Origin of the sequence: Photobacterium ganghwense, assembly GCF_017329545.1 — a bacterium.
Lineage (GTDB): Bacteria > Pseudomonadota > Gammaproteobacteria > Enterobacterales > Vibrionaceae > Photobacterium > Photobacterium ganghwense.
The window spans coordinates 598,178-624,709 of the sequence record NZ_CP071326.1; the positions used below are offsets into that span (position 1 = coordinate 598,178).

Sequence of the window (26,532 nt, forward strand, 5' to 3'; positions counted from 1 at the left end):
TCAGGAAGGAATAAAGAATGAGTAATGGATTACGCCGTTTAACGATTGAACCACTGACACAAGATGCCTTCGCACCGTTTGGCGATGTGATTGAAGTGGAAAACCGTGACTACTTCATGATCAACAATGGCTCAACCCGCCGTTATCACCAGCTGGCGCAGGCCGATGTAGCAGAGCAGGGTGGCAGGGCTATCATCAGCATTTTTCAGGCAACACCCCTGACATACCCGCTGACGATATCCATGCTTGAACGTCATCCGCTAGGTTCACAGGCGTTTATTCCATTACTCGGGCAACCATACTTAATTGTGGTTGCCCCTAAAGGAGACGACCCGCAGCTCTCCCAGAGCCGCGCGTTTCTCAGCAATGGGCGCCAGGGTGTTAACTACCACAAAGGTGTGTGGCATCACCCGGTGCTGGCACTGACCGAACAGGATCAGTTCCTTATTGTTGACCGTGCCGGTAATGGGAACAACTGCGACGAAGTCTATTTTGAAAACGAGCTGGTATCACTGCATTTAGAGGACATACCGCATTGCGACACCATCATTAAACAGCATCAAGCAAACACGGCTCAGTTGCTGTCAAGGAGTTAAAAATGGATCCACATATCACGGAATGGCTGAATTTGGCAGTACGCTGGATTCATATGATTGTCGGGATTGCATGGATAGGTGCATCCTTCTACTTCGTATGGCTGGAAAACAACCTTAACAGGGTTAATCCGAAAACCGGCCTTTCCGGAGACCTTTGGGCAATCCACGGTGGGGGGATCTACCACCTGGAAAAATACAAACTGGCACCACCCAAAATGCCGGAAAACCTTCACTGGTTTAAGTGGGAAGCCTACTTTACCTGGATATCTGGAATCTGCCTGCTGTTCATCGTTTACTACCTGAACGCGAAGATTTACCTGATTGCACCGGGTGCGGATATGGCACCATCAACTGCAATCGCAATTGGTATCGGTTCCCTGGTTGCTGGCTGGCTGGTGTATGACTTCTTGTGTGACTCGCCACTGGGTAAAAAACCAGCGCTGCTCGGACTGGTTCTGTTCCTCGGGTTAGTTGGGGCGGCATACGGCCTGGCACAGGTGTTCAGTGGCCGTGGTGCGTACATCCATGTGGGTGCAATCATCGGTACCATCATGGTGGGAAACGTATTCCGTGTCATCATGCCAGCACAGCGTGGCCTGGTGAAAGCGATTGAGGAAAACCGCGAGCCGGATCCGGAGTTGCCAGCAAAAGGTCTGTTGCGTTCGCGCCATAACAACTACCTGACGCTTCCAGTGCTGTTCATTATGATCAGTAACCACTTTCCAAGCACCTACGGCTCGGAATACAACTGGTTAATTCTGGCGGGACTGGCGGTATTCAGTGTACTGGTGCGCCATTACTTCAACACCCGACATGACGGCCAGAAATATGCCTGGACTGTGCCTGTTGCCGCGTTGGGTATGATTGCGCTGGCGTTTGTGACATCGCCATATGCCAATCAGCCAAGTGTGTCGGTAACGGCTAAAGCTGCCACCGTATCCAATGTCGTAGACTCAAACTCGGCATCAGTAACGGATTCGGCAACCCCTTCGTCGGCTGACGCGATTGCTTTTGCTGAAGTGAAGGACGTTATAAACAACCGGTGTACTGAATGTCATTCAGCGACACCGACCAACGCCGCATTCAGAACTGCACCTGCCGGTGTGATTCTGGATACTGCAGAAGAAATTCAGACTAACGCACCTCGCATCGTCGCTCAGGCGGTACAAACCAAGGTGATGCCATTAGGGAACTTGACCCAGATGACAGATGATGAGCGCTCTCTCATCGGCAAATGGGTACAACAAGGCGCGTTACTGCAATGAGTCCCTTAGTGTCCACTTAGATTGCAATCAACAATCTCTTAATCGCCTGTTAGGTGTTCGCCCCGGTCCCTGTCCGGGGCTTTTTTTATGAATGATCCCCATGCTTAACACTGTATCTTCCCTGTTATAAGATATTGAGTTCATATTTTGTGGAGCAGGATGTATGACAGTTTGGGCTTTTAATGGATGTAATGAAAATAAAGAAAAAGGGTTGCTACTAGGTTCGTTGAAAGCAGGGAAATCCAGATTTGGTTGGTCTCAAGATGAAAACCACAATCTGCTGATTAAAAATAATTGGACAGATTGGCACTCGCGACAGCTATTTTTATTAGAAATAAAAGAAGATGATTGGATTGTCCATATAAATGTCCCAACTTGGGGAAGATGTGTTGCTGCAAAGGTTGTTAGCCGCTATGGTTTTGACGAAGGGCTTGAATGTTCTTGGGGAACGGATTTTAGGCATTTTTTTAGTATAGATATTGAATCAATTATTGAATTTGAACGTCGTGATCCTAATGTTTTACCAACTGTTAACTTAAATCCACGATATAGATATCACAGAATTCATGCTCAAGAAGATTTTTATACATCAATAAATAATATAAAAAGTAACAAAGTTAATCTGTCTGAAGGAGAAAACAAAGAAGAATATCATTTAAAGCAGAGTACATATTCCTATCTTAAAGAACTGACGGTATTAATACAGTCTATGAATAAAAGTAAGAATCTTGAACGATTTCTTGCTAAGGTATTTAGAAAAATGCCAAATGTCATTGATGTCGAAGAAAACGGATTCGGTTGGGGTACTGATTATGGGGCTGATCTCATTGTAACGGTTAAGTCACAATTAGTATTAAGTGATATGGAAACTAAAATGATTATTCAAATAAAGTCGTACTCAGGTGACCATACTGACTTATCAGCAATTGACCAAATTAGAACAGGTTTAGAAAAGTATAATGGGGATATCGGTCTATTAATTACGACAGGTGAAAAAACTGAAAGCTTGGAAAAAAAAGCAATGGAAGTTTCTGATAATATTGGGTGCCCAATAGATATACTATCGGGTGATGATGTTGCTAGATTTGTTATCAAGTATGCTCCCGACCTTATTTTTGATATGGGTGTTTTGGCATAACATTAATAATACTATTTTTAACTAGGAGTTTTTATGCCAGAAAGAGTGAACTATGAATATTTGCCGACTATTGCAGGGCCTTATGTGCATGCGGTAAAGCACAAGGATACCTTGTATGTGTCAGGGCTAACCGCCTTTGGTACATCAGCGCAGTCAGACCCATTAATTGCACAGAGCGAAGTGATTCTTGCTCAACTGGCTCAAATACTGAAAACCGAAAAACGCTGTAAAGAGGATTTGGTCAAGTTGACCATTTTTGTTAAGGATATTAGTCAACTCTCATTGATACGCGAACAACTTTTTGGGTTTTATGAGAGTTTCTTACCGGCTTGTTCATTGGTTGAAGTCTCTAATCTGATTCATCCGGATCTACTGATTGAAATCGAGGCGGTTGTCGCGCTGTCTTAGTGAAAATACTTATAGTCCGTCTTTTCAGCCAGCATATTCTTGGACGATATTTTTATCCCATTATTGTCGAACTGCACTTGTGAGGCAGACACCCGACAGGTTAACCCGAAACATCTGAGCTGGCATTCCTGGCTAACTGTAGATTGCGCCAAGAATGTGAATGCATCAGGCTGACTCATTCTCGCTGCAAGGTGTTTAATTCTTCATCAAGTACAGCTGATCACATTTTTATGATCTTAGCGGGTATAGATTAACCACTAAACTTGCAAGGATAATGAAAGGCCGCCATGCATAGACGCTTGCTTTAAGCAGGTGCTGAGGGCTGGTTTTGTTCTTTCATTGTTATAAACCGTGGGATAAATGCAGTAAAAGGAGTCCTGGAATGAAAAGCATCATGATGTTGATATCAATGGCTATTTTGTTGAATGTGACTTTTACCAGTGAAGCGATAGCCCAGCAGGGCATGTCATGGCACGGGAGTGGTGGATGGGGACATGGTTCTCAATATGGGATGATGTATGACCCGCAAACTATAGAGTCGATCAGCGGTGATGTAGTCTCTGTTGATAAAGTCACTCTCATGCACGGGATGCATTATGGTGTTCACCTGACGGTGAAAACCGCGGAGGGTAACGTCTCCGTCCATCTTGGTCCTGCGTGGTACATTGAAAATCAGGATGTGAAAATCACCCCCAATGATAAAGTCACGATAAAAGGTTCCCGTATTACGTTTGACGGGCAACCGGCCATGATTGCGATTGAAGTACGAAAAGGCAACGAAGTGCTGACATTGCGAGATCCTGAGGGTTATCCTGTCTGGAGTGGATGGAAGCGTCAATAGGCTTAAAATCATCTGAAGCCAGCGAAACGCCGGTTTCTGGTAATGCTCGGGGAGGCGGATAACGACAATGCTCGTCTGTTATCCGCTTCCTGAAATCGTTTCCGACTATTAGCCGGAGTTTGTTTAATGTTTAACAGCTGATGACCACCCCGCTGTGAAAGCGGAAATTGTTTTTATGCGATGTTTTATCCTAAAAGCAGTTTTAAATTCGTTCATATAGAAAGCAATTTAATTTTTACCACTATCACCACCTCCATCACCATTAAACGGTGTCAAATCCATTTCCTCTATCGTACATACGGCCTGAACGGTCGGGTGAGCAGCCATTTTCATCAGGAAAGCTGATAGGTGAGGGAAATGCATCGGAGACTTCTTAACCGGTAGCGACCATTCGGCGAGCATAAACAAGAAAAAGTCACAAGCGGTCAGGTGTTCACCAAGTAAATAGGGCTTTCCTGCTAACTGTTCATCAATGACGGTCAACGCTTCAGAAATGCGTTCATCTTGTGCGGCAATGATATTGGGAATGGTTGACTCATCATTCGTATGACGGTGCGGATAATAACGTACCATCAGTTCGGCTTGCAGGGTGTTATTGAGGTAAGCCAGCCACTGGAAGAAAAGTGGGCGTTCTGGCGTACCCAGGTGGGGAATCAATCCGTATTCAGGGTGTTGTTCGCAGAGGTGAATACAAATGGCTGGGCTTTCAAAAATGGCCATACCATTATCTATTAAGGTTGGAATACGGCCCGCCGGGTTGAGTTTAAGATAATCAGCCGATTTCTGAGCATTGGATTTTTTATCCACCAGTAACAGCTCATACTCAAGCCCCATGTGATATAGCAAAAAGTGCGGTGCCAGGCTGGCATTATTTGGGTAGTAATATAGCTGATACATAAAATCTCCTGTTAGGTGAAGGTCACTGTAATCGAGACGAAAGTTGACGGGTTGCCTGAATTAAATGTGCTGACAACATGCGTATATTTTGCTTAGTAAAGTCAGTTTTATTTACGCCTAAACTGATAGCTGCAATGGCTGTATTGTTTTGGCTTAAAACCGGTGCAGCAATAAAATTAAGATCATTTTCAGACTCGCCTTCAGCGATGGCATAACCCAGTCGGTATGCCTGTTTCAGTTCTTCTATTTTGATGTTCAGTCGTTTGTTGAGATCCAGTCCTTTAGGCAATATGTGAGAAAGGTATTCTCGCTGATATTTTTCATCGCGTGTGGAGAGAATCGCTTTCCCTGCTGCCGCGTCGTGAACAGGGAATGTCGTACCTATATAGACATTGGATACTTTCGCCATCGAAGATTCGGTTTTCGCAATCACGACAATTCTGCTGCCTACTTCAATGTTCAAATACACTGACTGGTAGGTTTCATTCTTCAAAATTTCAGCAATAGGGTGAAAAATCGATATGGAATCTTGTCGGCTGAAAACGGTTGAAGCCAGCTGAAAGATGGTGGCACCCATGCAGTATTTTTTCCTAGTACTCGGGTCGAGACTAATCATGTTGTGTTGCAGAAGAGAGTCAATCAGCCTGTGTGTGGTTGAATATGCCAGGCCCGTCTCTTCTGCAATTTCAGACAAGGTTAACGAGCTTGATGAGCGTGCCAGCAGCTGCAAAACCTGGATGGCGCCATCAACAGCAGGGGCTTTAGAGTGGGTGTGTGGCATCGAGATTGTGTCCCGTAAGTTCAGATGAAGTCACAGATACTTTTCCATATATGGAAAAACAATTCTTTTACATTGTTCACATTTGACCAACTTATATAAAGCTCAATAAGATTCGTGAAAACACCTTGGAGAGACTTTATGCGAGTGGAACGTAACTTTGTAAACAATCAGTTTCAGGAAACATCCGTCAGTGATCTGATTACGGTGTACAACCCTGAGAACGAAGAGCCGATCGCTCAGGTGACGGCAGCAACATCAGCCGATGTGCTTGAAGCGGTGAACATTGCCAACCAGGCACAAAAGACCTGGCGTAAGTTGACGAGTATCCAAAGAGGGGAACACTTAAAAAAACTGGCGGATAAGTTGGCGGAGAAGGCTGACGAAATTGGTCAGATTCTCGCGCTGGAGTCAGGAAAAAGCGTAGAAGATGCAACAAACGAAACTCACTATGCCGCGGATATCACTCGCTACCATGCAGAATGGGCTCGACGTATTGAAGGCGAAATTATTCCCAGCGACACACCGGATGAAAACCTGTTGTTGCACCGTGAGCCTATCGGGGTGGTTGCTTGTCTCATTCCATTTAATTACCCGGTGTACACGCTGCTGCGTAAAATCGCGCCGGCACTCATCACAGGCAACACTGTGGTTGTCAGACCTAGCAATAATACTCCCTGCTCAGCGTTTGCCATTGCCCAGGCCATTTTGGAAGCGGAACTCCCTGCTGGGGTGGTAAACATCCTGACCATGGATCACACCACGGCAGAAACCATGTGTACACATCCTAAAGTGGGCATGATCACTTTAACCGGCAGTGTCGGGGCGGGTCGTAAAGTGCTGGAATATTCTCAGGTGAACATCGCTAAATCGTCACTTGAGCTCGGTGGGAAAACTCCGGCAATTGTTACTCCTGACGCTGATCTTGAGAAGGCGGCACGTGAGATTGTGATTTCAAAAACATCAAATTGTGGACAGCTATGTACTGCCGTTGAACGTGTATATGTTCATGAATCTATTCAGGCTGAGTTTATTCAGCGACTGAAACAGGAAATGGAAAGTATCTCGTTTGGTGCCCGCTCTCTGAAGCCGTCCAACATGGGGCCGTTAGTGAATGAGAATGCTCGCCTGAATATTCATCAGATGGTAGAACGTGCCATCGATGATGGTGCGCATCTGCTGACGGGTGGTTATATACCTGAAGGAAAAGGGCATTTTTACCCGCCTACGATTCTGACTCAGTGCCGTCAGGATATGGAAATCGTACAGGAAGAAATCTTTGGGCCTGTGCTGCCAATTCTGACTTACAAAACTATTGATGAAGCCATTGAACTGGCCAATGACCATCAGTTTGGTCTTGCCTCACTCATCTATACCGAGAATTACCGCGATGCGATGAAAGTTGCCAATAACATCGAGGCCGGTGAGTTCTACATTAACCGGATTCCTGCCGACCCCTATCAGGGGTATCACCAGGGCTGGAAGCGCTCGGGGCTGGGCGGTGATGACGGCAAGCACGGAATGCTCGACTACACCCAGACACGGTTAGTTATCGCGAAGTACTAATCGCTAGCTTACCTCCGGAAAGGCGCACGACAGATAAAAAGACACAAAGTGCGCCTGCAAACACAAAAGGACTGAATCATGTCAAATGCAACGATAGAAAACGTTGTAGGCACTCCTACATCCAAAAAAGAACGCATTAGCCGCTACTTTCAATTTCTTCTGCTGTTACTGGCGGGCGGAGCGATTTACCCGCTGTTGTATCTGCGCCAAAACTTCGAGGTTTCTATTCTGGAGGTGTTCAATATCACCATTTCAGAGCTTGGTAGCTATTACTCCGCTCTGGGCGTGATGTACATGGTGTGCTACCTGCCTAGCGGTTGGCTGGCGGATAAGTTTTCCCCACGTTTACTTATTACCTTTTCAATGGCAGCAACAGGAGGACTTGGCCTGTGGTTTGCCACGATTCCTTCCAAAGCAGTTTTGCCTTACATCTTTTTAGGCTGGGGGCTGGCAGCCGGACTTACTTTTTGGGCATCACTGATTAAAGGGGTCAAAATGCTGGCCGGTAAAAATGAACAAGGCCGGTTCTTTGGAATCCTTGATGGGGGACGGGGTCTGGTTGAGGCAGTTTTGGCCACCATCGCCGTGGGTTTGTTTGCCTATATGATTGAAACCAATGGTGACTCCACCACTGTGGCCTTAAAGCAGGTTATTCACCTGTATGCCTATACCTGTCTGACGCTGGCGGTTGTGATCTTCCTGTTCTTCAAAAACAAAAATGAAGTCGAAGAAGTAAAAAATGTTCGCGAAGGCAATTTGCTGAGCAACCTGAAGTTTCTCGCGTCAATTCCTGAAATGTGGCTGGTGGCCGGGGTCATCTTTTGTGGCTACCAACTGTTCTGGGCAACGTACTCCTTTTCAGCCTACATGCAGCAAAGTTACGAGGTCACAGCCGTGACAGCCGGGTTTATCACTGTGGCTAAGTTATGGATGCGTCCAATTGGCGGGATAGGTGCCGGATTTCTTGGGGACAGGTACCGCATTGAAAATGTGCTTGCTGTGTCGTTAGTCGGTTCATCTTGCGGTTTGCTGCTGATGATTGTCTTACCCGGCATGCAAAGTATCTTCTTCCTTCTGTTGCTGGTGCTGTTTATTGGTGTGTTGACCTATGCAATCCGCGGTCTGTACTGGGCCATTTTGGATGGCTGCGAAGTGCCACCACAGGTTACCGGTCTGGCTGTTGGGGTTATATCGCTGATTGCATATACACCGGATATATTCCTCCCCATGCTAAACGGCTACCTGGCAGAAAATTACGAAGGATTGACGGTTTACCACCTCTATTTTGGCTATATCGCGGTGATGGGTTTTGTTGGCGCGGTTGCCTGTATGAAATTGAAACAAATGATTGATGCAAAGCAGGGAGCTTAATTTATGAAAGTCACACATTTAGAAACCCATATTGTGGCGACGCCACCTCCTCATATTGGTGGAATGTACTGGATTTTTGTTCAAATCCGCACAGATTGCGGCATTGAAGGGATCGGTGAAGTTTACGCTGCCTCTTTCCATCCTGAAGTGATGAAGATGGCGATTGAGGATGTCTTTGAGCGATATCTGAAAGGTCACAATCCTCACCATGTTGAACGTTTCTATCGCGAAGCCTACTCCAGTGGCTTTACGCAAAGGCCTGACCTTACCATGATGGGGGTCGTGAGCGGACTGGAAATGGCGTGCTGGGACATCATAGGTAAAGCCGCCGGGAAACCTGTCTATGAACTGATTGGCGGAAAGGTCCATGACAAACTGCGTTCGTATACGTATCTCTATCCGGAGAATAAGCGTGGGGAATATGATTACAACAGCGTAGATCTGGCCGTAGAGTGTGCGATCAAAAACATGGAGCAGGGGTTCACTGCACTCAAATTTGATCCCGCAGGCCCTTACTCCGCGTACTCCGGTCATCAACTGACGTTAGAGGCCATGGATAAGTCCGCCCAATTCTGTGCCCGTATTCGTGAAGCGGTTGGCAATCAATGTGATCTGTTGTTCGGCACTCACGGCCAGATGTGTGTCTCTTCAGCGGTCAGGCTTGCAAAGCGGCTTGAGCCTTTTGACCCGCTCTGGTTTGAAGAGCCTGTGCCACCGGGTCAGCATGAGGCCATGGCTAGGGTCGCCGCCAAAACGTCGATTCCCATTGCGACCGGAGAGCGTCTGACAACGAAATATGAATTCCATGAAGTTTTGCGCAATCATTCCGCTTCAATCCTGCAAATGAATCTGGGGCGTGTGGGTGGCATTCTGGAGGCGAAGAAAATCGCCGCGTTGGCCGAGGTGCATTACGCCCAGATCGCGCCACATCTTTATAACGGTCCGGTAGGCGCCGCAGCCAGCATTCAGCTTGCGACGGCAACGCCTAACTTCCTGATTCAGGAAAGTATCATGACCTGGGGCGGTTTCCATGCCGACGTGTTGCAGGAACCCATTCGCTGGGAGAAGGGCTATATCATTCCATCAGAGAAACCGGGGCTGGGTGTTGAGCTGAATATGGATGTCGTTAAAGCCATGTCGCCATACAAAGGGCGCGCACTGCATTTATCGATGGATTCTAAACCTTACGATGTCACCCAAGAATCCTCAACATCATGGAAAGTGAAACCGGAGTAATGAATATGGAGCAGTACGATTACATCATAGTGGGTGCAGGCTCGGCAGGATGTATACTTGCTAACCGACTGAGTGAGTCCGGGGAGCACTCCGTTTTGCTGATTGAAGCTGGGGGGAGAGATATCAATCCTTGGTTTAAATTGCCGGTTGGTTTTGCCAAAACCTATTATCACCCTAAGTACAATTACATGTACTACAGTGAGCCAGAAGTGGAAATGGCTGGCCGGTCAATCTATGCGCCACGCGGTAAGGTACAGGGTGGCTCAGGCTCCATCAATGCCATGATCTATGTTCGTGGTCAGCGCAAAGACTATGATGACTGGGCACAACAGGGCAATCCGGGGTGGAGCTATGATGATGTTCTGCCTTATTTTAAGAAACTTGAGCAGCATCCATTGGGTGACACTGAATATCACAGCTCAACAGGGCTGATTGGTATCACACAGATGAAGCATGATGCGCATAAAATCTGCGATTATTACCTGAAAGGATGTGAAGAGCTGGGATACCCGTTAAACGATGATTTCAATGGGGCGCAGTTTGAAGGTGCTGGTATTTACGAAACTAACATTCGTAACGGCATGCGAGATTCCAGTAGTTTCGCTTACCTGGAACCGGCAAAGAAACGTTCAAACCTGACTATTTCGCATCATACCCAAACACGTAAAGTGCTCATTGATGGGCATTTGCGAGCAACGGGGGTTGAAGTAGACGTCAGCGGCGTGCGGAAAGTGTTTCATGCCCGAAAAGAAGTTATCTTGGCTGCCGGGGCGGTGGATTCTCCCAAGCTGTTGATGTTATCCGGCATTGGTGACCGCCAACAATTAGAAACTATGGGCATTAACGTTATTAAAGAATTGCCTGCAGTCGGCCAGAACCTGCAGGATCACGTGTGTGTGAGCTTCTTTTACCGCGCGAACCAAAAAACGCTTAACGATGATCTGACGAGCTGGTGGGGACAAGCAAAGGCCGGGGTTCAGTATTTGCTAAATCGCAGAGGGCCGCTGGCGCTCAGTGTAAATCAGGCGGGGGGATTCTTTAAAGGTGGGGAAGACGAAGAGCATCCGAATATTCAGCTGTACTTCAATCCATTGTCTTACGAGATTCCGAAAGATCCCAATGCGAAGTTAGTCCCTGATCCATATTCAGGTTTTCTGGTAGCCTTTAACTCTTGTCGCCCAAGCAGTCGGGGAGAGATCGCGCTGAAATCGGCTAACCCGGAAGACGCTGCGGTAATAAGGCCTAAATACCTGAGCACGGAAAAAGATCGTCAAGAGGTGATTCAGGGCAGCAAGCTGATTCGCAACATAATGAGTTCGCCTGCGCTGCAATCTTTGTCCGACTCAGAAGTAAAGCCTGCCGGTTTGGTGCATGATGATGCCTCAATGATTGCCTATTTTCGTGAAAATGGTGGCTCGATTTACCACTTGTGTGGGTCATGTGCCATGGGGCCAACCGAAGTTGATGCGGTGGTAAATCATGAATTGAAAGTGCATGGTATTCAGGGATTGAGGGTTGTTGATGCGTCTATTTTCCCGAATATCACCTCCGGCAATACCAACGCTCCGGTTATGATGGTTGCGGAAAAAGGTGCTGATTTAATTTTGCAGGCATCAGCGGAACCTGTTCCTGGCCAACAAAGTGGCAGCATGAAGGACTGTGCCTGATTCAGCGTGCTGGAGTAACATCGAAAGCAATACGGATATAAAAAGCTAGGCGTATATAAAAAGCTATGCGTTATTGACGCATGGCTTTTTTAGACACATGTGGCTTTTTATGTTCGCGTGGTTTTATTTTTATGTGCCTTTTTATTTGTACATGGATTTGTATCGTTTTGAGGGCATAAAGGCAATTTCCCAGAAAGAGCAAAGGATGAAATGTTCCTGCCGGGCTCTGTTGCCGAAATGGCTCCAGAGCCTTTTGCTGTAAATGCTGGTTTGTTGCTGGGTTTCCTCGCTTCTTCAGCGCAAGGCTGAAGGTGGTATCAACGTCGCGGACTCGTAGAAGTCATCAAAAATGCCCGGACAGAAAGTCCAGAAAAGCCCGGATTTTGCTGGAGACTAAATGACGGTGCTGATAAATCGCATACGTTGCGGTCAGTTGTTCGCAGGGGCTGAAGGTGTGTTTATCCAGAACCTGCACCAGCGTACTTGAAGCCAACTCTTTCTCGACCGCCCAGAATGGAATCAGGGCGATACCGCCACCATGCAGAATCAGCTGTTTTTGCCCGTTGACTGAATCGACGGTCATGTAGCCGTTTACATCCAGTTTGACCGGCTTGCTGTTCATCACGAACCAGTCGTGCCAGCCTTTATAGCCATACAAAATACAGTCGTGAATGGCCAGATCATCAATGTGTTCAGGTGTTCCTCTGTGTGACAGGTAGCCGGGGCTGGCACACAGAATAAAATCGTTGTTCATCAGCTTCTTGGCGATCAGATTCGAGTCCGGAAGGTGACCGCTGCGAATCGCGATATCGACGTTTTCCTCAATCATATCTACCACGCGTTCTGTCAGTTCAATGGCCACATCAATATCCGGATACTGCTTTCGAAACAGTGGCAACAGCGGCAAGATTTTACTCTCGCCAAAACCGACTGTGGTACTGACTTTCAGTTGACCTCTCGGGTTGTGGTGCAGATCACTGACAGCTTCCCGCGCTTCATCGAATTCACTGACAATGCGTTTGGCATATTGGTAAAACGTTTGTCCGGCTTCGGTCAACCCGACATTGCGCGTTGTCCGATCGAGCAGTCGAACCCCCAAATCATTTTCCAGTGCAGCCAACTGGCGGGAAATGGATGAAGGTTGGACATCGAACTGACGGCTGGCTTTCGAGATACTGCCGTGCTCAACCACACAGTTAAAGTACATTAGGCGGGTAAATAAACTCATGGATTCAGTTTTGCTTAAAAGACAAAAGTGTTTTGATTATAGAGATATTGTTGCGTCACAGGCAATCCATAGAATGCAGGGAGCCGTTTCCAGAAGCTGTGCCTAAAAGCTTTTCCTGAAACCATTTCCAATTGCCATTTTCAAGAGCAATCTCCACAGGAGTAAACGATGAAAGCCATGATTCTTACCCGTCTGGGTGACGTAACTGTTTTTGAAGAGCAAGATCGCCCGGATCCGATAATTACTGACGGACACGTGATTGTTGAAGTCAGAGCAACCAGTGTTAACCCTATCGATACGATGCTGCGCGCTTCGGAAACACCCTGGTCGCAAAATTTGCCGGAAATTTTGCACGGTGATTTTGCCGGTGTGGTGATTGAAACCAGCCCAAACAGCCGTTTCAGAGTTGGCGATGAGGTGTATGGCTGTGCTGGCGGTATCGCTGGCATGAACGGCGCTCTGGCTGAAAAAATGCTGGTGGATGAATCGCTGATTGCACTAAAACCGGCATCACTGACGATGCGAGAAGCAGCAGCTCTGCCTTTGGTGGCCATTACAGCCTGGGAAGCATTGGTAGAAAAAATGAATATTCAGCCGGGTGAAACCCTGCTGGTTCACGGTGCAACAGGCGGTGTCGGGCATATTGCGGTACAAATCGGGAAGGCTCTGGGAGCAACCGTTGCGGCCACGGTTCGTCCTCATAAATACGATCATGCACAGACGCTGGGTGCTGATTACGTGATTGATGTTACTGATACGACGGTCAGTGATTATGTTGGGTTGTGTACTGACGGAAAAGGGTTTGATGCGGTGTTCGATACCATCGCAGGCGAACATATTCAAAATAGCTTTGAAGCCGTGCGCTTTAACGGCAAAGTCGCGACGATTCTGCCGGTTAACGATACTTTACCGGTTGCGCTGAAAGGACTGAGTTTTCACAGCGTGTTGATGCTAATTCCGATGACTGAAGGCATTGAGCGATTTCGTCATGGCGAGATCTTACGTCAGATCGCAGTCTGGGTTGATCGCGGGTTGCTGAAACCATTGCTGGATGAATCCCGTTTCACGATCTGGGATGTGGCTAAAGGGCATGAACGGTTGGAGTCGAAAAAAGCTATCGGCAAAGTGGTGCTGGAAGTGTAGTGCTCGTGGTTAAACCGCGGTCTTAGAAGCCCTGTGATTTTTTACGTTCAGTGTTGTTGGCGTTCGCTGAATGAACACCAATCGTTTTCAAAGAGAGTGACGTTAAACGGTTCTGAGGCCGCAGCCTATACCTAAATCCTAGACCTTATGAGGGACACGGATATTGGCTGGCTGGGTTGCAGAAGGTGGCGCTTCGCTGGTAAGGAGACGAGAACACAGACGAAGCGCCGAGGTAAAACACGGTGCTTAGCTGGCGATTTGTTTGGTCTTTTCAGCATTGGCTGAATAGGCCAGATCGCCATAGATGTAGGTTTGGTACACGGCCTGTTCCCCGCCCAGACTCATCAGAACAAACAGCTTTTCTTCCAGAGTTTTTGTCTGCTCCATTCTAAAGCGCATTAACTGAGTGGCATGGAGGTCGAGAACAACAAAATCGGCCTCTTTACCGACCTCAAGATTGCCAACCTTATCGTCCAGGCTCAGAGCATGCGCTCCGCCCAGTGTCGCCAGATACAATGACTTGAACGGATGCAGTTTTTTCTGTTGTAACTGCATGATCTTATAGGCTTCACTCATGGTCTGCAGCAGTGAGAAGCTGGTACCGGCTCCGACATCGGTGCCCATTCCGACTTTAATCTTAAACGCTTCCATTTTTGGCAGGTTGAATAAGCCCGAACCAAGGAACAAATTAGACGTCGGACAGAAAGCGATGGCCGAATCGGTTTCAGCGAGACGTTGGCACTCACAATCTGAAAGATGGATACCGTGAGCAAACACCGCCCGCTGGTGCAGTAAGCCATAGTGATCGTAAACGTCGAGGTAACTTTCCCGTTCAGGAAATAGCTCCAGTACCCACTCAATTTCTTTTTTGTTTTCTGACAGGTGCGTGTGCAGGTAAACATCAGGGTATTCTTTAAGCAGTCTGCCGACCATGGCCAGTTGTTCATCAGTACTGGTTGGTGCAAACCGGGGCGTAACGGCATACAGCAGGCGACCACGTTTATGCCATTTCTCAATCAGTGCTTTGGAGTCGGCGTAGCCTGATTCCGGCGTATCGGTTAAATAGTCCGGCGCGTTACGGTCCATCAGCACTTTACCGGCAATCATGCGCAAGTTGCGTTTTTCGGCCTCTTCAAAAAATACATCGACGGACGATTTGTGGACGGTCCCGAATACCAGTGCTGTGGTAGTGCCGTTGCGGGCCAGCTCATCAAAAAACAGGCGGGCAACTTTCAGGGCATAGACCGGGTTTTTAAATCGGCGTTCTTCCGGAAATGTGTAGTTTTCCAGCCAGTCGAGCAGCTGTTCACCGTAAGACGCGATCATACCCGTTTGCGGGTAGTGAATGTGCGTGTCGATGAAACCAGCGGTGATCAGCTTGTTATGGTACTCGGTTACGTTGAGATTGTTCTGATGCCTTGCTAATACTTCGTCGGCTTCACCAATGTCGGTGATGTGGCCGTTTTCCACCACCAGGATACCGTCATCAAAGTACTGGTAAGACGCTTCCTGCCCGACAACGGCGGGGTCAGCAAGACTGTGTAAAATACTGGCTCGATAGGCCTTACGATGGGTGTTCATATGTGTCTTTCCTTCTACTTCCTTGCATAAGGAAGGGCTAGGCGATTTTTTCTTCCAGCCCAGCGTCGTTCACTGACTCAGATTCATTGTCTGGCTGCGGGCGTTTTTGTTCAAGTGGGTGGCCCTGATAATGGGCGATCAGTTCACCGGCAACAGAAACGGCAATCTCAGCCGGATGTTTACCATTGACCATGCTGATGCCGATAGGGCAGATCATGGTGTGAATCTGTGTCTGGGTGTAGCCACGCTGAGCCAGTCGCATGTCGAATTTTTTACGTTTGGTCAGTGAGCCGATCAGGCCGAAATAGCGGCTGTCGGCTCGGTCGATAATCGATTTTGCTAACTCAAAGTCTAGTTGGTGATTATGTGTCATGACTAGGTAGTAGCTATTGGGCGGCTGCTGGTTGACCTCACCAACCGGATCATCGCTGACGACTTTTGTGACACCGTGAGGTAAGGTTTCCGGAAATTCTTCGGCGCGTGAATCTATCCATGTGATGCGAAACGGCAGGGTAGCCAGTATCGCGACTAAAGCTTTGGCGACATGCCCGGCACCAAACAGCACAAGGTGTTTTTCCTGCGTGCCGATGGGTTCGAAGCTTAGTGTCGCCATCCCGCCGCAACATTGCCCCAGCCGAGCGCCTAAATTAAAGCGCTCAATTTTCAGGGTGCTTGCATCAGCCAACAGCATTTCACGGGCCTGTTGGGTAGCGACATGCTCAAGATGGCCGCCGCCAATGGTCGCGATAACCCGATCGCGGGTCACCAGCATTTTTGTACCGGCATCCCGAGGGACGGAACCGCGATCCTCCAAGACCGTGACGATGACACAGGGCTCGCAGTTCGCTTCACATTTTGCCAGCTCGTGAATCCAGTTGTCCTTAAACATAGTGTTCCCCTTGTTGTGTCTGTTTACTGCTGTTGCTGTTGCTGTTGCTGTTGCGCGAATTTCCGGTATGAGGCTTTTTGTAACGTCACGTTATGCCCACGGTTAATCACTATCGTGATGTTCCTCCGTTACGCCGCCACGGTTTCATCCTTGTTGCTTGGCTCAGTTGCCCCCTGGCTGACAGCCTGAATAGCCATTAGCACGCGCTCTGGTGTCGCGGGGGTATTGAGTTTCGAAATCGCTCCATTGACAGCGACGGAAGCAATGGCATCTTTCAGCGCACTCCATACCGACATCCCCAGCATAAAGGGCGGTTCACCCACGGCTTTGGAGTGGAAGACGGTATCTTCCGGGTTGCTGCGGTTTTCCAGCAGATGGGTACGGAAATCGATCGGCATATCGGCAATGGCCGGAATTTTGTAACTGGCCGGGCCGTTGGTCATCAGGCGTCCGTCATGGTTCCAGACCAACTCTTCCGTGGTCAGCCAGCCAGCCCCCTGAACAAAACCACCTTCAATCTGGCCGATATCAATGGCTGGGTTGAGGGACGCCCCCACATCATGAAGAATATCGACCCTCAGGATCTTGTATTCCCCGGTCAGCGTATCGACGATCACTTCTGAGCATGATGCGCCGTAGGCGTAATAGTAAAACGGGCGGCCACGGGCTTTTTCATGGTCATAGTGAATTTTCGGGGTACGGTAGAAACCAGTGCTAGACAGCGAGACCTGATTAAAATAAGCCTGCTGAACAAAGGCCTCAAAGGTGATTATTTCATCACGAATGATCACCATGCCGTTTTTAAACGTGACTTCTTCAGGTGTCACTTTGTAGTGACCGGCAGCAAAATCAATCAGGCGCTGCTTGATGTTTTGTGCTGCATTTTGAGCCGCCTTACCGTTGAGATCTGTGCCGGATGAAGCCGCTGTCGGTGAGGTATTCGGCACCTTATCGGTGTTGGTCGCGGTGATCTGAATGCGATCAATGTCAACCTGAAATTCCTGTGCGACGATCTGTGCCACTTTGGTGTTCAGACCTTGCCCCATTTCGGTGCCGCCGTGATTCAGGTGGATACTGCCATCGGTGTAGATGTGGATCAGCGCACCGGCCTGATTCAAAAACGTCGCCGTAAATGAGATCCCAAATTTTACCGGGGTGATCGCCAGACCCTTCTTCAGGATCGGGCTGGTACGATTGAAAGCTTCAATCTCGCGGCGGCGATGATGGTAGTCACTGTTCTGTTCCAGTTGCTCGGTGATTTCCGGCAAAAAGTTGTCTTCCACGGTCTGATAATAATGGGTGACATTGCGACCTTCACCGCCGTAGTAATTGGCTTTGCGTACTTCCAGCGGATCTTTTTTCAGATAACGAGCAATTTCATCCATGATGTGTTCAATCGTCATCATGCCTTGCGGGCCGCCAAAACCACGGTACGCCGTATTCGAGGCCGTGTTGGTTTTACAACGATGGCCAGTTACTGTGGCGTTGCCCAGGTAGTAGGCGTTATCTGAGTGGAACATGGCTCGGTCAACAATGGAATTGGATAAATCCGGCGAATAACCGCAGTTGCCGGATACGGTAATTTCCGCCCCTTGAATCACACCATTGTCGTCAAAACCAATACGGTACTGGTTATAAAACGGGTGACGTTTACCTGTCATGGTCATGTCTTCGTTACGAGGCAGGCGCATTTTTGTCGGGCGTCCTGTCAGGTGGGCGATGACTGCAGCCATACAGGCCGGTGCTGCCGCCTGGGTTTCTTTCCCCCCAAAGCCGCCACCCATGCGGCGCATGTCGATGACGACCTTGTGCATGGGAACGCCGAGCACTTCGGCGACCAGTTTCTGGACTTCAGTCGGATTCTGGGTAGAGGTATAGACAATCATTCCACCGTCTTCGGTTGGCATGACACTGCTGACCTGGGTTTCAAGATAGAAATGTTCCTGACCGCCAATGTCCAGATCACCTTCAATGACATGCTTAGCCGCGGCAATCGCGCTGGCAGCATCCCCACGCTTTTGCTGATGGCTAGCGGAGACAAAATGTTTTCTGGCCAGAGCGTCTTTGACATCCAAAATGGCGGGCAGCGGCTCGTACTCTACAATTGCCGCCATCGCTGCTTTACGGGCCGTCTCCATATCATTGGCGGCCACAGCCAGCACTGGCTGACCGTAGTATTCCACTGTTCCGTCCGCCAGTAGGGGATCGCCCGGTAATACGGCACCGATATCCAGCTGACCGGGAATATCTTTGCTGGTAATTGCAATCGCAACACCTTCAAACTCATAGCAAGGCGAAACATCCAGCTTTGTGATATTGGCGTGGGCATGCGTACTCAGCCGCGCGTACACGTGCAGCTGATTTGGAAATTCCAGTCGGTCGTCAATATAAATCGCTTCACCGGTTACTTGCTTCGGGGCACTGTCATGTTTCACGCTTTTCCCGACACCGGTTTTCAGATCCTGCTTCGCGATGGCGACCATTTCTTCATGGCTCATGGTGTTGTGATTCGCATTAGACATAAGACGTTACCCTTGTTTCGATGTGGTTATCCTGGTTCTGCTGCTCAATGAAATACCGGCGTAGCATGTTGGCAGCTGTCAGGGTGCGGTACTCCTGGCTGGCCCGAAAATCAGACAGCGGCTGGAAATCCTGAGTCAGTGCCTGCATGGCTTTGCTGATGGTGTCACTGTTCCAGGGTTTACCTGTCAGGCTGGCCTCGCAGTGACTGGCTCGCTTGGGAATGGCGGCCATTCCACCGAAGGCAATTCTGGCGTCTGAAACCGATCCGTCCAGAATAGTGATTTGAAAGGCACCGCAAACCGCAGAAATATCATCATCAAGACGTTTTGACAGCTTATAAGCACGGAACTGTGTATTGGCTGCGGGCTTAGGAATGATGATCTGTTCAATAAATTCACTGGTCTGACGGGCAGTCACTTTGTAACTGATGAAAAAATCTTCCAGCGGAATGGTTCGGGTGTTGGCGCCGCATCGCAGTTTAATATTGGCTCCCAGTGCCAGCAGTAACGGTGGTGCATCACCAATGGGGGAGGCGTTGGCAATATTGCCGCCCAGTGTGCCTTGGTTACGAACCTGCAGAGAGGCAAAGCGATGTAACAATTCACCAAAGTCACTGTAATGCGTAGCAAGAAGCTGATAAGCATCGCTGATCGGCACGTTAGCGCCAATGATCAATGCATCATCAGTTTCAGCGCAGACTTTCATGTCCTGCACCAGGTTCACGCTGATCAGCGTCTCTATTTCGCGGTGGAACTGGGTAACCTCCAGCGCTAAATCTGTGCCACCGGCAACCAGTTTTGCCTCTGGGTATTGCTGGTAAAGGCTCGCCAGTTCTTCGGTCGTGCGAGGAGAAAATGCTTTCAGTCGCCCGTCAGTCAAGGAAGCAGGCGTTGCTTGCATCGCTTTGAGCTTGGCAATGGTTTCACGCTCAAGTTCTACAAACTGATCCCGCAATGGCTGATCGGAGGACAGGGACAACGCGGCATCAACAATTGGACGGTAACCCGTACAACGGCACAGGTTGCCGGCCAGTGATTCCATGACATCGGCTTTGTCTGCGGCGGGCTTGTTCTTGCTCAGCGCAAACATTGACATGATAAAACCCGGGGTGCAGTAACCGCACTGCGAGCCGTGAAACTCGACCATAGCCTGCTGTACCGGGTGCAGGGATTTATCTTTGTTTTGCAGATCTTCTACGGTGATTAGCTGCTTGCCGTGCAGCGCTGATACAAATGTCAGGCAGGAGTTGACCGAACGGTACTCCAGCCGACCATCGACCAGTTCGCCTAACACAACGGTACAGGCGCCACAGTCACCTGAACCACAACCTTCTTTTGTACCTGTTTTCTTTTGGACGGTGCGTAGATAATTCAGCACGGTCATATTGGGAGACAAGTTCTCTTCTTGTCGGATTTCTTGATTGAGCAGAAAAGTAATCAAGAGACCTCCTTGTACATTGACTCACTAATTCGATTTTTTCTGACCTTTGGGTCAATAATTGGTCAATCTGACCTGTTGGTCAACTTTATTTTTCACAAGTTGATAACATTTGGTGGTGTGGAAAAACCAAGAAATGGGCTGAATGCAGATCTTTATTGTTGATACACTCAATAGAAGTTTGAGGATGTTCTGCTGTCTCTGAGTAATTTGGATACAATAACTGTATACAATTTTGTTTCAAATTTGTGTTGGGACACAAATCTAGCCCAGAAAATGGCGGACGAAAGTAACCAGTTTTGAGTAGGTAAAAGTTGTAAATATGAGGAAAAGACTGGATGGGAGCAAGTTTACGAGAGTTGTGTCAGGGGGGGCTGATAGGATGCTGTAAAAAACAAGCCACCAAAAAAGGTGGCTTGATTTGATAAGGGGAAATCTCAGTCTCAGCGATTTTTCAGTACATTAGAGAAAACCACATGCAGGTCGCTTGATGCTGTACGGCCATCCAGATTCAGTTTCGAGCGGATATGATCCAGGTGCTCCTGCATCAGAGCCAGTGCCTTCTCCTTGTCACCGGACTCGATGGCATTCAGCAGGGCACTGTGTTCATCTTGCGAGCAGTTTGAATGATTGCTGGTTTCATACTGGGCAATCAGCAGTGAAGTCTGAGAAACCAGGCTGCGTTGGAATGCCAGTAATGGTGCGTTCTCTGCCATTTCAGCCAGCTTGATGTGAAACTCGCCAGACAAGCGAAGACCACTGCCGTAATCACCCTGCTCAAAAGCTTTGTTTTCTTTTGCGACCAGCTTGCGGCATTCATCTATCTGAGCTTTGGTGGCGTTTTCGGCGGCCAGTTCTGTGATGGCAAGTTCCATGACTTCGCGGGCTTTGATGATTTGCCTTGCTTCATCTACTGTTGGTGAGGCTACCATTGCACCGCGGTTTGGGCGAATGACAACTACCTGCTCCAGAGACAGACGTAACAGAGCACGGCGGATGATAGTGCGGCTTACGCCAAAAATCTCAGCCAGTGCTTCTTCGCTGAGCTTGGTTGCCGGTGGCAGACGTTGTTCCAGAATGGCATCAAAGATGTGGCAATAAACGACATCATCTTGTGACTGACCGGCAGTTTTAGTTTTTGTGGCTGGTTTCATCGAACTTTTAAGGCTTCCCATCAGCGCTATAACCTTCAACCTTTTTATTTCCCTATTAAAACCATCATACTGACTTTGCTTTCACTGATGGCGACGGGTATTCAGAAGTGTGACGCATTTTACAGCCTGATGAAAAAAATCACCATTATTGTGCACAATTAAATCGGAAAGTTTTGTACACATGAAAGGCGCTAAACTAAAAATCCGTTTAACGCCTTGTGTTTGGGGGAATTGAATCAGATCTGGCGGGTTAGCTTGCCGTGCACGTGCTTTGTGCAACCACGGCGGGCTTTCGGTGCAAATCGTGCCACATCATTGGAATTACTATCATTGCCAGTGCGATATTGGATAACGGCATGGCAAGCCAGATCCCATCGATTCCCAGCATTTTTGGTAGCCAGTAGAGGAATGGGAGCTGAATCATCATATTACCGGCTGAGATAAACAATGCTTTCCCCCCTTGATTCATCGCCATAAAGTACACGGCAGACAGAACAATGAATCCATCCAGAAATAACCCGAATAAATGCAGACGAATCCCGTGTACCGTTTCAGCCATCAGCGCCGCGTCTCCGTGCGCAAACAGGTTCGCCAGTAAGTCGGGGTAAAGGTTCAGGAGGCTGACGGCGGCAATGCCTATGAATACAACGACTTTGCTGGCAAGGATGACGGTGGCCTTGATACGGTCGTGCTGCTTCGCACCCAGATAGTAGCTGACTGGTGGCTGCATACCCATCGCAATACCTTCTGCCAGCAAATAATACAGCGTGACAAGGTAACCTATGATTGCAAATGCCCCGACATGAACTGGCGTGCCATAACTCATGAATAAGGTGTTATGGATGGCCAGTACGAAGCTGAAATAGGCATACATAAACAACTGTGATACGCCAAGTTTGACAATCTGACTCGCCAGAGGCAGTTTGAAACGGCAGGCCGAGGCAGTCAATTTGAGCGGTGAGTGACGGGTAAAACAGTAGCCGACAGCGGCGATGGTAATCAGTGCCTGCGCGATGATAGTGGCAATCGCTGCGCCCTCTAGTCCCCACTGCATCACACCGATAAACACATAATCCAGTGCAATGTTCAACACGGCGCCTGTAGCCATAAGCCCGGTCGCAAGGTTAGGACGGTCCAGGTTTCTGACCAACATTGGCATCGCACCTGCCGCGATAGTGAAAATGGCGCCAGTGCTGAATACCCTTAGGTATACTTCACCCATTGCTAGCAGGTGGCCTTCAGCGCCTTGCTGAGTCATTAACCAAGTGCGGGTAATGCTGAGCAAACCGGTCATCAGCAGTCCGGCAATCACAGTCAGCACGATGCCGGAAAACAAAGCATGACGTGCCTGATGGCGGTTTTGCTCTCCGCGGAAAATCGACATCAGCGTGCCAGCGCCCATACCAATCAGGACGCCGATACCGGTCAAGATACCGATCACCGGCCAGGCAAGGTTGATGGCAGCTAAGCCTTCATAGCCGATGTAGTGGCCAACGAAGAGGCCGTCAATGATTTGATACATACCATTAACCAGCATGGCGACCATAGAAGGAATGGCAAAACGCCAGAAATTCTTGCCGATTGAGTGTTCTTGTAATTGCATATTTGTACTCGGTTAGTTTCAATGCGGCCATTATGTCCATAAATCGGATTGTTCAAAGTTAGTTACCATCCGAAAATCGGATGGATAAAGCGCGCAAACTTCACTACACTCACCTCAGTCGTTTTCAAATTGATAGAGCTAAGATACTGAATGAACTGGACTCTTGACCAACTGGAAGCCTTTGTCAGTGCGGTACAGCAAGGCTCATTCACTGCTGCTGCCCGCAAGTTAGGCAAAGCGCAGTCTCGTGTCAGCACAGCAATTACCAATCTGGAGCTGGATTTAGGGTTTGATCTGTTTGACCGCAGTGCCAAGCTGCCCGTTTTAACGGTACGCGGCGAGGACATGTATGTAGAAGCTCAGGCCGTATTGGCCCAGTGTCAGCGGTTACAGTCACGGGCATTGACCATGGCGGCAGGGGAGGAGAGTGCGTTCACTATCGCGATGGACGAAGCTGTGCCGATCACTGTGTTCGAATCCCTGTTTGCGCAGCTTGGAGAGAGTTTTCCTCTGCTGAAACTAACGGTGATAAATGGTTCCCAACAGGACATTGCACAGTGGGTTGCGGAGAAAAAAGCCGACATCGGAGTGGTGTTCCATCAGTCTGCGTTACCGGACGGCCTGGAATTCACCTCCATCGGCCAGTTTAAACATGCATTGGTGGTGGCCCCGCATCATCCGCTGGCGAAAAATCCAGCCCCTACAATTAGTGAGTTGACCGACTATCGCCAGTTGGTGATCCGAGATCGTATGGGACGAAGTCAAGGTAAGCCACTATCGGCGAATTACTGGCATATCGATAGCTACTATCTGATTTCCTCAATGGTGATTCGAGGCATTGGATGGGCTTTGGTGCCTGAACATGTGATTCGGGAGGACTGGTATGCGCCTTATCTGGTTGAGCTGTCAACGGAAGCGATTCCTGAGCCTCTGATGGTAGAGATGGGAGTGGTCAAACGTCGAGACAAAGGTGAGGGACGGGTGATGAACTGGTTGTACACAGAACTGGCACGCTTGTTTCAGCAAAATGGGCGCTAAGTGTACTTATTTGCTTTAGGTCCACTTAAGACTGAGCAACAGTATCTGCGAGCAATCCACAGAGTGAAGCTGCTGGGTAAAAACGGTGTCAAGTTATGTGATTCTGCCCAGGCAGAGGATAGATCGTCACGCGCATTATTGGTACTGTGATTAAAAAAGAATAAAAGAGTCATCTGGTTATGCCTGAAACATCACAAGAACAACTACAAACGATTGTATCTGATCTGCCGCTGATTCTTGCGGGCCCGGTGTTACGTAAAGTGACACCGCAGGAAATAACGCTGTGGCTGGCCGTTTCTTCCCCACTGGATGGCACGTTTACACTTCACCGTGCCAGTGAAGAGGAAGCCTGTTTTGAAGCGGATCTGGCATCCGGACATCATGTTCGAATTGGGCAACATGCCTGGATATATCAGGTAACGTTTCACGGCGAATTCCCGGCGAACACGCCACTGGAATATGATTTGCTGACGCAATCTGGTTCACTGGCGAAATTACAACCTTCTTTGCTTTATGGTACAGAGCAACGGGTTTCTTTCATCATCAAACCGCGGGCAGATTATATTCTGCATGGCTCTTGCCGAAACCCTCATTATCCAAGTAAAGACAGCTTGGTGGCAGCGGATACCCAACTGGAAAGCCAGGCTATTGAAGAACGTCCATCACTGCTGATGCTCAGTGGCGATCAGATTTATGCCGATCACGTGGCAGGCGCCATGCTGGATGCAATCCAGCAAGTCATTGAACGGTTGGGGCTCTATGATGAGACGTTTGAGAAAGCCAGAATTCAGAGTGCCTCCGAGTTGTACCAGCATCCGTATAACTTTTATCTGCGTGACAAAATTCTGCCGCATTATTTCGAAGGCGGAGAAGAAATTATTGATAAGTTGCCAGCGCTTGGCCGCTGGCTGCGACGCCGGGTGCCGGTTTTCAGCTCGCGCGAATCAGGGAACCACCTGATCTCGCTGAGTGAATTCATGGCGATGTATCTGTTAGTTTGGTCGCCGGTTTTATGGCGATGTGTTAATCCGCTGCGCCTGCAAGAATCCCAGTTCAACTGGGGTGGAGAAACGTTGCCGTCCCAATGGCAGCAGCTCTGGATGAAAGAAACCCCGGAAATTACCGCGTTTGTTGAAGGCTTGCCGCAGGTTCAACGACTGCTGGCGCATTTGCCGACATATATGATTTTCGATGATCACGACATTACTGATGACTGGAACCTGACAGTGGGTTGGGAACAGGCAGCATACAGCGATCCATTTTCCCGCCGTATTATCGGGAATGGCCTGGTCAGTTACTGGTTATGTCAGGGATGGGGGAACGCACCTGAGAAGTTTGATGAGACTTTTCTGACTCACGCTATGCGTTATTTTGATGAGCCTGACAGTGATAATCAGGATAGCTTCATTGATTATCTTTATCGCTTTGAAGGCTGGCACTATACCGTTGCCACGACGCCGAAAATGGTGGTGCTGGATACCCGCACCCGACGCTGGCGCTCTGAGTCAACAATGAATAAACCCTCGGGGCTGATGGACTGGGAAGCGCTGCTGGAATTTCATCAGGAGTTGATCGATGAGTCGGCGGTGATTGTGGTATCGGCGGCACCGATGTTTGGGGTGAAATTCATCGAGACGTTACAGCGTCTGATGACCTGGCTGGGGCGTCCGCTAATCGTGGATGCGGAAAACTGGATGGCGCATCCGGGGTCGGCCAATACCATGATCAGCATATTTACGCATTCAAAAACGCCGACGAATTTTGTGATTTTGTCCGGAGATGTTCATTACTCGTTTGCCTATGACGTGAAGCTGCGTTTTCGAAAAAGTAGCCCGAACATCTATCAGATTACCGCCAGCGGCATTAAGAATGAATTTCCTGAACGACTGTTACGTATCTGCGACTTTCTGGATCGGATTCTGTACAGCCCGCGGTCGCCACTAAACTGGTTCACCAAACGTAAGCGATTGAAAATATACAAACGCGATCCGGATCTGGATAACGATCATCGCCTTATCAACCGCAGCGCCATCGGAGAAGTTCGCCTGGATGACAAGGGGAAACCGATTGATATTGCGATCTTAACCGCAGAAGGGAAGCGAGTTTCTTTCCCCCCCATTAACCGACGAGGTAAAGCTGGCCTATAGTTCTAGGATTGCAAACCAAAAAACGA

General features: G+C 48.6%; 21 protein-coding genes. 12 read left to right on the forward strand and 9 right to left on the reverse strand.

The window, feature by feature from the left end; all coding sequences use genetic code 11:
- Nucleotides 1-17: 17 nt before the first annotated feature.
- From FH974_RS18610 to FH974_RS18630, 5 genes are all read left to right on the forward strand, one after another.
- Nucleotides 18-596, forward strand: coding sequence for an ureidoglycolate lyase (locus FH974_RS18610; protein WP_047884551.1), 579 nt, complete (start codon nucleotides 18-20; stop codon nucleotides 594-596).
- Nucleotides 597-598: 2 nt separating this feature from the next.
- Nucleotides 599-1,861 carry a urate hydroxylase PuuD gene (locus FH974_RS18615; RefSeq protein ID WP_047884550.1) on the forward strand — a complete coding sequence of 421 codons (1,263 nt, stop codon included), beginning with the start codon at nucleotides 599-601 and terminating at the stop codon, nucleotides 1,859-1,861.
- A gap of 163 nt (nucleotides 1,862-2,024) precedes the next feature.
- Nucleotides 2,025-2,999, forward strand: coding sequence for a restriction endonuclease (locus tag FH974_RS18620; RefSeq protein ID WP_047884549.1), 975 nt, complete (start codon nucleotides 2,025-2,027; stop codon nucleotides 2,997-2,999).
- A 33-nt stretch (nucleotides 3,000-3,032) separates the two neighbouring features.
- Entirely contained in the window at nucleotides 3,033-3,407 is a 375-nt protein-coding gene (locus FH974_RS18625; RefSeq protein ID WP_047884548.1) for a RidA family protein, read from the forward strand.
- Between the two features lie 382 nt (nucleotides 3,408-3,789).
- Entirely contained in the window at nucleotides 3,790-4,248 is a 459-nt protein-coding gene (locus FH974_RS18630; protein ID WP_047884547.1) for a MamS/MamX family magnetosome protein, read from the forward strand.
- A gap of 228 nt (nucleotides 4,249-4,476) precedes the next feature.
- Here the strand turns inward: FH974_RS18630 and FH974_RS18635 are convergent, their stop codons facing one another.
- Together FH974_RS18635 and FH974_RS18640 are read right to left on the reverse strand one after the other, a co-directional pair.
- Entirely contained in the window at nucleotides 4,477-5,145 is a 669-nt protein-coding gene (locus tag FH974_RS18635; protein WP_047884546.1) for a glutathione S-transferase family protein, read from the reverse strand.
- Nucleotides 5,146-5,167: 22 nt separating this feature from the next.
- A complete protein-coding gene (locus tag FH974_RS18640; RefSeq protein ID WP_047884545.1) occupies nucleotides 5,168-5,926 on the reverse strand; it encodes an IclR family transcriptional regulator in 759 nt (252 codons plus the stop codon).
- Between the two features lie 138 nt (nucleotides 5,927-6,064).
- On the opposite strand from FH974_RS18640, the gene aldA reads away from it, so the two are divergent.
- The 4 genes from aldA to FH974_RS18660 all read left to right on the forward strand — a co-directional run bounded on the left by aldA (nucleotide 6,065) and on the right by FH974_RS18660 (nucleotide 11,763).
- The gene (aldA, locus tag FH974_RS18645; protein WP_047884544.1) at nucleotides 6,065-7,489 is read left to right on the forward strand and encodes an aldehyde dehydrogenase; all 1,425 of its coding nucleotides are present in this window, start codon (nucleotides 6,065-6,067) and stop codon (nucleotides 7,487-7,489) included.
- 78 nt (nucleotides 7,490-7,567) lie between these two features.
- Nucleotides 7,568-8,860, forward strand: coding sequence for an MFS transporter (locus FH974_RS18650; protein WP_047884543.1), 1,293 nt, complete (start codon nucleotides 7,568-7,570; stop codon nucleotides 8,858-8,860).
- 3 nt (nucleotides 8,861-8,863) lie between these two features.
- On the forward strand, nucleotides 8,864-10,096 hold the full coding sequence (locus tag FH974_RS18655; protein ID WP_047884542.1) for a mandelate racemase/muconate lactonizing enzyme family protein: 1,233 nt from the start codon (nucleotides 8,864-8,866) through the stop codon (nucleotides 10,094-10,096).
- Nucleotides 10,075-11,763, forward strand: coding sequence for a GMC family oxidoreductase (locus FH974_RS18660; protein ID WP_207104068.1), 1,689 nt, complete (start codon nucleotides 10,075-10,077; stop codon nucleotides 11,761-11,763). Before FH974_RS18655 ends, FH974_RS18660 begins: the two co-directional genes overlap by 22 nt.
- Before the next feature lie 343 nt (nucleotides 11,764-12,106).
- Here the strand turns inward: FH974_RS18660 and FH974_RS18665 are convergent, their stop codons facing one another.
- The gene (locus FH974_RS18665) at nucleotides 12,107-12,991 is read right to left on the reverse strand and encodes a LysR family transcriptional regulator (protein ID WP_047884541.1); all 885 of its coding nucleotides are present in this window, start codon (nucleotides 12,989-12,991) and stop codon (nucleotides 12,107-12,109) included.
- Nucleotides 12,992-13,159: 168 nt separating this feature from the next.
- On the opposite strand from FH974_RS18665, the gene FH974_RS18670 reads away from it, so the two are divergent.
- Complete coding sequence (locus tag FH974_RS18670) at nucleotides 13,160-14,134, forward strand: zinc-dependent alcohol dehydrogenase family protein (RefSeq protein WP_047884540.1); 975 nt, start codon at nucleotides 13,160-13,162, stop codon at nucleotides 14,132-14,134.
- Nucleotides 14,135-14,380: 246 nt separating this feature from the next.
- Here FH974_RS18670 and guaD read toward each other — a convergent pair whose 3' ends face one another.
- From guaD to FH974_RS18700, 6 genes are all read right to left on the reverse strand, one after another.
- Nucleotides 14,381-15,715 carry a guanine deaminase gene (gene guaD / locus FH974_RS18675; protein ID WP_047884539.1) on the reverse strand — a complete coding sequence of 445 codons (1,335 nt, stop codon included), beginning with the start codon at nucleotides 15,713-15,715 and terminating at the stop codon, nucleotides 14,381-14,383.
- 37 nt (nucleotides 15,716-15,752) lie between these two features.
- On the reverse strand, nucleotides 15,753-16,604 hold the full coding sequence (gene xdhC, locus FH974_RS18680) for a xanthine dehydrogenase accessory protein XdhC (RefSeq protein ID WP_207104069.1): 852 nt from the start codon (nucleotides 16,602-16,604) through the stop codon (nucleotides 15,753-15,755).
- A 128-nt stretch (nucleotides 16,605-16,732) separates the two neighbouring features.
- Nucleotides 16,733-19,126: a xanthine dehydrogenase molybdopterin binding subunit gene (gene xdhB / locus FH974_RS18685; RefSeq protein ID WP_207104070.1), complete on the reverse strand. Its 2,394-nt coding sequence runs from the start codon at nucleotides 19,124-19,126 to the stop codon at nucleotides 16,733-16,735.
- Nucleotides 19,119-20,567, reverse strand: a complete 1,449-nt coding sequence (gene xdhA / locus FH974_RS18690; RefSeq protein WP_047884536.1) for a xanthine dehydrogenase small subunit — start codon at nucleotides 20,565-20,567, stop codon at nucleotides 19,119-19,121. The genes xdhB and xdhA overlap by 8 nt, the downstream gene beginning before the upstream one ends.
- A 440-nt stretch (nucleotides 20,568-21,007) precedes the next feature.
- The gene (locus FH974_RS18695) at nucleotides 21,008-21,739 is read right to left on the reverse strand and encodes a GntR family transcriptional regulator (RefSeq protein ID WP_047884535.1); all 732 of its coding nucleotides are present in this window, start codon (nucleotides 21,737-21,739) and stop codon (nucleotides 21,008-21,010) included.
- A 229-nt stretch (nucleotides 21,740-21,968) separates the two neighbouring features.
- Nucleotides 21,969-23,321, reverse strand: coding sequence for an MATE family efflux transporter (locus FH974_RS18700; protein ID WP_047884534.1), 1,353 nt, complete (start codon nucleotides 23,319-23,321; stop codon nucleotides 21,969-21,971).
- A gap of 150 nt (nucleotides 23,322-23,471) precedes the next feature.
- Here FH974_RS18700 and FH974_RS18705 point away from each other — a divergent pair, with 150 nt between their 5' ends.
- The gene (locus tag FH974_RS18705; RefSeq protein WP_047884533.1) at nucleotides 23,472-24,359 is read left to right on the forward strand and encodes a LysR family transcriptional regulator; all 888 of its coding nucleotides are present in this window, start codon (nucleotides 23,472-23,474) and stop codon (nucleotides 24,357-24,359) included.
- A gap of 179 nt (nucleotides 24,360-24,538) precedes the next feature.
- A complete protein-coding gene (locus tag FH974_RS18710) occupies nucleotides 24,539-26,506 on the forward strand; it encodes an alkaline phosphatase D family protein (RefSeq protein WP_047884532.1) in 1,968 nt (655 codons plus the stop codon).
- The last annotated feature ends 26 nt before the right edge of the window (nucleotides 26,507-26,532 follow it).

What these genes read in the sequence shown, in the direction of transcription:
- xdhC (WP_207104069.1), bottom strand. Translation starts at nt 16,604, where the DNA reads ATGTTTAAGGACAACTGGATTCACGAGCTGGCAAAATGTGAAGCGAAC.
- xdhB (WP_207104070.1), bottom strand. Translation starts at nt 19,126, where the DNA reads ATGTCTAATGCGAATCACAACACCATGAGCCATGAAGAAATGGTCGCC.
- FH974_RS18670 (WP_047884540.1), top strand. Translation starts at nt 13,160, where the DNA reads ATGAAAGCCATGATTCTTACCCGTCTGGGTGACGTAACTGTTTTTGAA.
- FH974_RS18665 (WP_047884541.1), bottom strand. Translation starts at nt 12,991, where the DNA reads ATGAGTTTATTTACCCGCCTAATGTACTTTAACTGTGTGGTTGAGCAC.
- FH974_RS18650 (WP_047884543.1), top strand. Translation starts at nt 7,568, where the DNA reads ATGTCAAATGCAACGATAGAAAACGTTGTAGGCACTCCTACATCCAAA.
- FH974_RS18640 (WP_047884545.1), bottom strand. Translation starts at nt 5,926, where the DNA reads ATGCCACACACCCACTCTAAAGCCCCTGCTGTTGATGGCGCCATCCAG.
- FH974_RS18695 (WP_047884535.1), bottom strand. Translation starts at nt 21,739, where the DNA reads ATGGGAAGCCTTAAAAGTTCGATGAAACCAGCCACAAAAACTAAAACT.
- FH974_RS18710 (WP_047884532.1), top strand. Translation starts at nt 24,539, where the DNA reads ATGCCTGAAACATCACAAGAACAACTACAAACGATTGTATCTGATCTG.
- FH974_RS18625 (WP_047884548.1), top strand. Translation starts at nt 3,033, where the DNA reads ATGCCAGAAAGAGTGAACTATGAATATTTGCCGACTATTGCAGGGCCT.
- FH974_RS18620 (WP_047884549.1), top strand. Translation starts at nt 2,025, where the DNA reads ATGACAGTTTGGGCTTTTAATGGATGTAATGAAAATAAAGAAAAAGGG.
- FH974_RS18660 (WP_207104068.1), top strand. Translation starts at nt 10,075, where the DNA reads ATGGAAAGTGAAACCGGAGTAATGAATATGGAGCAGTACGATTACATC.
- aldA (WP_047884544.1), top strand. Translation starts at nt 6,065, where the DNA reads ATGCGAGTGGAACGTAACTTTGTAAACAATCAGTTTCAGGAAACATCC.
- FH974_RS18615 (WP_047884550.1), top strand. Translation starts at nt 599, where the DNA reads ATGGATCCACATATCACGGAATGGCTGAATTTGGCAGTACGCTGGATT.
- guaD (WP_047884539.1), bottom strand. Translation starts at nt 15,715, where the DNA reads ATGAACACCCATCGTAAGGCCTATCGAGCCAGTATTTTACACAGTCTT.
- FH974_RS18700 (WP_047884534.1), bottom strand. Translation starts at nt 23,321, where the DNA reads ATGCAATTACAAGAACACTCAATCGGCAAGAATTTCTGGCGTTTTGCC.
- FH974_RS18635 (WP_047884546.1), bottom strand. Translation starts at nt 5,145, where the DNA reads ATGTATCAGCTATATTACTACCCAAATAATGCCAGCCTGGCACCGCAC.
- FH974_RS18630 (WP_047884547.1), top strand. Translation starts at nt 3,790, where the DNA reads ATGAAAAGCATCATGATGTTGATATCAATGGCTATTTTGTTGAATGTG.
- FH974_RS18655 (WP_047884542.1), top strand. Translation starts at nt 8,864, where the DNA reads ATGAAAGTCACACATTTAGAAACCCATATTGTGGCGACGCCACCTCCT.
- FH974_RS18610 (WP_047884551.1), top strand. Translation starts at nt 18, where the DNA reads ATGAGTAATGGATTACGCCGTTTAACGATTGAACCACTGACACAAGAT.
- FH974_RS18705 (WP_047884533.1), top strand. Translation starts at nt 23,472, where the DNA reads ATGAACTGGACTCTTGACCAACTGGAAGCCTTTGTCAGTGCGGTACAG.